This window comes from Gracilibacillus sp. YIM 98692 (genome assembly GCF_010993965.1).
Classification (GTDB): domain Bacteria; phylum Bacillota; class Bacilli; order Bacillales; family Amphibacillaceae; genus Gracilibacillus.
The window spans coordinates 88847-94846 of sequence record NZ_WIXM01000012.1; the positions used below are offsets into that span (position 1 = coordinate 88847).

A 6000-nucleotide genomic window follows, 5' to 3' on the forward strand; every position below is an offset into this window, starting at 1 on the left:
AAGGAGTCAAACCAAGTCATTTCACAGGTTTGGCTCTTGTTCGTCCCCCACCCCGTTTGTTAAAAATAGTTCAGTGTCTCGCATTATTTTTAAACGGTGGGAAATCGCGATTCCTCGCTTTTCTACTTCCTTCATCACTCCTTTTATCAAACAAAAAATAAGCACCTATCCCCCCCTTACATTCCATTTGACAAAATTCGAGGGAGGGACAGCTACCCAAATATCAACCGCATTTCTATTAGATCAAAAAGATACTAGACTCCAGTTTTCTCCATGTCTTTTACTCTATGATATGACCAGCACGATTTACTTTTGTCTCTAAATATTTTTCATTATACTCTGAACGATCTCCCCATAATGCCTCTCTTCCGGACACAGGTAAACCCGCTTCTTTTAAAGCTTTTAATTTTCGAGGATTATTGGTCATTAGAGTAACAGGTTTATTTCTTAATACTTTTAATACTGCTATCGCATCACTATAATTTCTAGAATCATCTACAAAGCCAAGGGCTTCATTTGCTTCAACGGTGTCATAATCATTTTCTTGGAGGATATAAGCCATTGCTTTACTAAATAAACCAATACCTCTTCCTTCATGATTCGCTAAATAAAATAATGCACCAGTACCGTGTTCCACAATATTTCTCATAGATTGTTTCAATTGGAAGCCGCAATCACACCTTTTACTTCCTAAAATATCTCCTGTATGACAAATAGAATGGAACCTAATAATCGCATCATCGTCATATTCAAAATCCCCATATACAAGAACACTTGACTGTTGAAATTCTGCTAAATTAAAGGAAGACAATTTATCAATAATTCTTTCATAATTCTTCGTTACTTCTTCACAATTCAACCAGCAATACCACTTAAATTCAACGGTTTCACCGTATAAATTAACTGGGAGCCGAATAGGCCCAACTAAATAAATGGCACCTTCCTCTGTTTTTATTAATTGTATTTTATCTTCAAGTAGCGAAAGAACCTTTGATTCTAACTTTGTTTGTGTCATTGTTAGTCCACCTTTTTTCATTAGTTTGTAAGTTAGCTTCGTGTTATATTTAAAGAAATAATGGATAATTAAAATTGATTTACTAGCTAACATAAAAACATTGTGGATATTATTTTCTACCTTCAAGGGATCTTAGGTATTTATATCCTCATTTTATCTTTTCCTAAAGAAAAACTTGGCTATCCGCCAAGCCTTATGGTGCAGTGCGGTAGCCTAGTTGCTCTTATCTATATTCCTAGAATTGTCCACTACGTCGAGATTGCTTCCTTGCTGACAATTTATACTTTCCTATACGGTAAAAGAAAGCATTACCTCTGGATAAGAAGTAATGCCCTTTTAACTTCATTAGTTTAAAGTAGTTGCATTGTCAGTTTCTTTACTGTTAAAAATGACTTGATCTAAAGCATATGCCTTTGAGCCATTGATTGTAATAAATACTGCCATTGCCAATAATGCTAAATCTAGTTCATATCCTGCCATTTGTCCATTCCCTAAAAAGCCAACAGCCAGTTTTACTTTTACGATAGCCCCAACCATAATTATAGCTAATAATCCAGATACAACTCTGCTAAATAAACCAAGGATTAATGCGATTCCACCAATGAGTTCTACTAATGCCACACCATAAGCTAAAAATCCTGGTAAGCCAATACTTTCAAACCAGCCGGCTGTATTTTCAATTCCACCTTGAAATTTATCTAATCCATGAACAAAAAATATCAAACCTAATACTACTCTTAAAATGAAGGTACCAATCTCAAATTTATTTATCATTTCCTTCTCCTCCAATATGTTTTATTTAAAAATCATGAAAATTGCCAAACATTGTTATATATTCAAAATGCATCTACTATCCTCACTTATTTCTTCCACTCCCCCCTTCCACTTCATGACTTTATAAAAGGAACCACCTTATTTGAATGAAAATAAAATATTCATATTAGGAAACATAAGGGTAAAAAAATATATTAAAGTTTATTAGATTCTTAATATGAATATTTGTTGTTTATAAGATAACAATAAAAGTGATGGATTGTCAACTCTTTTTTTGCTAATATATAAATATCTTTTCTATTAGTAAACAAACTTATGAGGTGATTCATTTGGATATTGGCACTAAAATTCGTGCAATACGTAACAGAAAAAAAATAACGATAGCACAAATGTCTGAAGGAACCGGTCTTTCAAAAGGTTTCATTAGCAATGTTGAAAACAATAACACTTCCCCTTCCATTAATACATTAAATACAATAGCTTCATTCCTAGGGGTTCCATTACCATATTTACTTTTGGAAAAAAAGCAACATATGCATGTAGTACGCAAAGATTCCAGAAGAAAATCAACTTTTAATGATTTAAAAATCGAACATTTAACTTCAAAGGGAGGATTAAGAATGATGATGGTGGAATTCCCTCCTGGTACAACGATAGGAGAGCCCCATGCCCATGAAGGTGAAGAATGCCATCTAGTATTAGAAGGCAAAATCCTAGCTGAACAAGGTGAAGACTCTATACTTGTTGAAGCGGGCGATTCATTCAGTTGGAATGCAAGTGTTCCTCACTTTGTAAAAAACATTGGAGATGAAAAAGCAGTGGTGTTAATTTCCATTTATTCAGATACGGAGTTAATGGATGTTTTGTAGGAGGCAAAAAAATATGTCTAATATCTATGGAAAGTGTTACCATCAGTGGGGGATGGAGACCTCCCACTGATGGAGATCTTTTTTTATGAACTAATGGCGTATTTTGGCTCTTTTTACATTTACAAAAGATACTTCATTGATAACACTTTTTCATTTTGGAAAGGCTTCATTCTTAGAAACTCTTACCATTTCACTAGGGAAATGTTTTTTAAAATACTTTTCCACTTTCACGTGTAAATTTTTTTGATACCATTTTTCTAACCCATTTTCTCTAAATAACTGGGGCATCCCTAATCTCTCTGAGCGTTTCCCCATCGAACCATCCCCTATATTCAACGTATCAATCCAGATATGATCCACGATTCCTTCCAATGCTTTAGGAAAGTCACGGGTAAATGGCAAGGCAGGAGAAATCGAAGCTTGAGTGGATATTCCAGCATCATGAAGTTCTTTCAAAACTTTTAAACGTAATTTAATCCCAGGTGCGTACGGGGCAAATAACCGCTTGATATCTTCTCTGTCTGTTTCGATTGTCATGGATACAAGAACTTTACATTTCTCTTTTAATTTAACGATTAAATCAATATCCCTTTTGATCAGGGGACCTCTTGTTTGAATTTGGAGAAAATCAGGAGGATATTCGATCATTGCTTCTAATAGCCCCCGTGTAATGTTTGCTTCACGTTCAATCGGTTGGTAGGGATCGGTTGCAGAAGACATAAAAATGTTCACGGTTTTTGTTTTATTGCGAAGTTTCTTGATTTCGTTCCTATAATTATCTGCTGCATTTGTTTTAATATCCACCCATTCTCCCCAAGGAAGATCTTTGAATCTTTGGATAGGCATTTCTCTAACATAACAGTACAGGCAAGAAAATCCACAACCACTATACGGATTTAAAGAGTGTGTAAACCCAACATCTAAATAACCTTTTGCTTCCGTTAATATCTTCCTTGCCGTCGTTTCTTTTAACTGTTTGATCATATCCCCCCTCTTTTAAACACTTTGATCTTTAAGTCCTGTAGAATATATTAACCTACTTATCCAACTTTTGAAAAGAACGACTATAACTCCGCTCTCTTAAAAAGCAGTATTAGTCATATTTTAGCAGTCGCTAAGGTGGTTTTTTACAAAATATTCTTTGCCTTACCTATGCTTTAATCCCTCAAAATTCTTGCTTGTAACAAGGAAATATCCCATTAAAAATATTACAAAATGGATCGGAAATGAATACAGGTGGTTCCATTTTATTAAATGATAAAATCCTAGCCATTCAAAAATAGTTTCACCTATAAATGTGCAAAAAAATGAGTAGAGAAATGCTTTTAAAATAGGAGAACTATTGGGTTTTATTTGCACAAAAACAAGAAAAGCAATAGGAAGAAGACTTAAATCCCAGGGTACGAAAGATGGCAAGAACGGAAGTGGTTCATATCGGTAATCCCAATAGCCCAGTTCTGTTCCAAAAGCATCTAGGAACATCGAAATGAGCATGATAAAAAATGCTCCATATAATAAACGATGCGTGGACTCCTTTTTTCTAAATTTCCACCATAAAATCCAGGGAAAGATCGAAAATATGACACAACCCCACCATTGCCAGGATAAAAACACATATTCAAACCAAATATCCATATATTTTTGATCAGTCTTAACTAAATCTTTATAGACGTCATCTATTTTTTTTACAGCTTCTTTTGGAATAATCATTATTCTCATTCCTTTTATAAGAAATTCTCCATCACCATATTTTTTCCGAAATATTGGTAATTATTCAACTGTTGCTGAAAAATAAAGAAAACTCGGCTTATCGCCAAGTTCTAATGAAACTCTTAGTTTTACTTATACTTTGTACTTTAAAATTTAAAATTTTATACTCCCTCTATAAAGAAGGAGCTGTCTCAAAAGTCAGCTTCCATGAACTTTGAGACAGCTCCTTAGATCTATACTTCTACATCTGGAATGACAAAACCAATGTCTGCTGTTTTATCACTTTTAGCTTTTGACGAGATTTTTTCCTCTTTTGGATGCTCCGAATTCTCTTTATATACAGGTTCGTTATTTAACATAATCAGACCATTACCTTCTACTCTTTTACTTAATTGTAATGGAGACGTCGATTTTACCAGTTGAGCATACAATTCTTGTTCTGTTAATGTTCTCCCCAATTCCTGTTCCATTTGCTCAATCAGAATAGCAGCAGCTCCGGAAACATGCGGGGTTGCCATGGACGTTCCCGACAGTTTCGCATATTTCCCATTCAAATAGGTGGACACCACATCAACACCCGGTGCCACTAGATCAACCTCATTATTTGTATTCGTAAATTCCGCCATATTGCCCTCATGATCTACGGCACCTACTTGCACTACTTCTTTATAATACCCGGGATAAAGTCGTTCTGTTGTTCGAACGTTTCCATCTCCTTCATTTCCAGCAGCACACACAACTAAAATGTCATTGGCTACGGCTTTTCGAATCGCTTGACGAAGTTCTGGTACATCCCATTTTGCACCACAGGACATGGAAATAACTCGAACTTTTTCCCCATTTTTACCACGCCATTTTATAGCATGTTGAATCGATTGTATAATGCCATGAAAGTCTCCAGAACCCTTGGCATCAAAAGCTTTTAATATTAATAATTTTGCTTCAGGAGCTACTCCCACTACTCCTCGGTCATTAAGTGCAGCCGCAATCGTTCCAGCAACATGTGTACCATGTCCGTTTTGATCGGAAAAATTTCGAGGATTGCTATATTTTTCAGTAGTAAAATTTCTCCCATCAATAATTTGATTTCTTAAATCAGGATGGTTTCGATCACACCCTGTATCAATGACAGCAACCACAACTCCTCTGCCTTTATAACCTTCTTCCCACTTTTTGGGTGCTTGAATCATTTCTATACCAGCAGGAATTTCACTCGTGTCGTTAAGCTGTTGTTGAATTTTATATGGAATTAAACGTACCCGTGCCATTCTTCTCCTCCTTGCAACAACATTTATTACTAGTAAATTCAGCAAGGAGGAAAAGTGTACTAGACATCTATCATGTTCGATTAGATTTTATAATGTACTTTTTTTGTATGATTCGCTTTCATTTCTGAAATACCAGTGAAAAGCAGATGTTAAAGCTACTCTGTTTTATACTTTTGAGGAAAATATGCTCGAAAGATTAGTTGAAACTTATACGCTTTATTCACTAATATGATTTCACCTCCTCCCAGGGAACGTATATTCTTATTATAACCTATGAATAAAAAAGGACTGTCCATAATAAAATGTACCCTATAGAGTAGACACTTTGAAAAAAGGACTACTTTATAGGGGGTTTTTTTGTATA

At 35.0% G+C, this 6000-nt stretch carries 6 protein-coding genes; 1 reads left to right on the plus strand and 5 read right to left on the minus strand.

The annotated features are described in order from the left end of the window. Positions 1-280: 280 nt before the first annotated feature. Positions 281-1015, minus strand: coding sequence for a GTP cyclohydrolase II (locus GHD00_RS12355; RefSeq protein WP_163538477.1), 735 nt, complete (start codon positions 1013-1015; stop codon positions 281-283). Between the two features lie 345 nt (positions 1016-1360). Beyond that, positions 1361-1789, minus strand: a complete 429-nt coding sequence (locus tag GHD00_RS12360) for a DoxX family protein (protein WP_163538478.1) — start codon at positions 1787-1789, stop codon at positions 1361-1363. Between the two features lie 329 nt (positions 1790-2118). Between GHD00_RS12360 and GHD00_RS12365 the strand changes: the two genes are divergently transcribed. Beyond that, positions 2119-2658: a helix-turn-helix domain-containing protein gene (locus GHD00_RS12365; protein ID WP_163538479.1), complete on the plus strand. Its 540-nt coding sequence runs from the start codon at positions 2119-2121 to the stop codon at positions 2656-2658. Positions 2659-2808: 150 nt separating this feature from the next. On the opposite strand, the gene GHD00_RS12370 is transcribed toward GHD00_RS12365, so the two are convergent. The 3 genes from GHD00_RS12370 to GHD00_RS12380 all read right to left on the minus strand — a co-directional run bounded on the left by GHD00_RS12370 (position 2809) and on the right by GHD00_RS12380 (position 5636). After that, positions 2809-3642: an SPL family radical SAM protein gene (locus GHD00_RS12370; RefSeq protein ID WP_163538480.1), complete on the minus strand. Its 834-nt coding sequence runs from the start codon at positions 3640-3642 to the stop codon at positions 2809-2811. A 162-nt stretch (positions 3643-3804) separates the two neighbouring features. Continuing rightward, positions 3805-4368 carry a CBO0543 family protein gene (locus GHD00_RS12375; RefSeq protein WP_163538481.1) on the minus strand — a complete coding sequence of 188 codons (564 nt, stop codon included), beginning with the start codon at positions 4366-4368 and terminating at the stop codon, positions 3805-3807. Between the two features lie 233 nt (positions 4369-4601). Next, positions 4602-5636: a S8 family peptidase gene (locus GHD00_RS12380; RefSeq protein WP_163538482.1), complete on the minus strand. Its 1035-nt coding sequence runs from the start codon at positions 5634-5636 to the stop codon at positions 4602-4604. Positions 5637-6000: the final 364 nt, after the last annotated feature.